Below are 749 nucleotides of genomic sequence, written 5' to 3'. Positions count from 1 at the left end.
AGCAAATGTTGGCAGCGGCGTCGACGCGTGCGACTCGGAAGCCACGGCGAAGCCGTTTACAAGTTTATTCGGTTAGTCTAAGATAGTCTTTTTGTGGGAAATCTAATTCGTTTACCCACTTACGCCATTGGCTTTATACGGTGTTGTAAGCTGGCCTTTATTTTTTATATGTCAAAACTGTTATTCCGCATTCATAGGCTTTTGCGCTTTCCAATTTTAATTCAGTTCTATAATTTGCTTTCTCAAAAATTGGCATTCCGTTCCCCAAAATCGAAGGATTTATGAAAAAATAATATTCATCAATTAAATTTTCTCTTATTAGTGAAGAAACGAATTCGCCACCTCCATAGGTAATTATGTCATTTCCAGTTGAGGACTTTAATTTTTCTATTTTTTCGACTAAATCTCCTTTTTCCAAAAGGGTATTTTCCCATTCAGTATTTTCGAGCGTTTTTGTAAAAACTATTTTATTTGAGTTATTAATTTTTTTAGCACCTTCCAATTCTTTGTTGGATTTCCAATGTGGAATAAATCCTTCAGCAAGTTTTCGTCCTAATACAATCGTGTCAGTCGATTCTGTTATTTCTTTAACGAAGTTCTTTAGTTCTTCATCCCAATTCCAAATCATCCAGTCCATTTCTCCGTTTGGACCAGAAATGAATCCGTCAATTGAGAGTTGAATTTGAAGCTTTAATTTTCTCACTTTCTACTATTTTTCGTTAATGTTACAATTTGTTTCCAGCTTGCTT

General features: G+C 34.8%; 1 protein-coding gene. It reads right to left on the bottom strand.

Annotated elements, in window-relative coordinates:
• Window positions 1-157 precede the first annotated feature (157 nt).
• Window positions 158-703: a dihydrofolate reductase family protein gene (locus ACY2RU_RS17750; protein ID WP_490139823.1), complete on the bottom strand. Its 546-nt coding sequence runs from the start codon at window positions 701-703 to the stop codon at window positions 158-160.
• Window positions 704-749: the final 46 nt, after the last annotated feature.

The organism is Ulvibacter sp. 2305UL32-6 (assembly GCF_058148545.1).
Note: the sequence above shows the minus strand (reverse complement) of the source record. Positions and strands in the feature narration are given on the sequence as shown.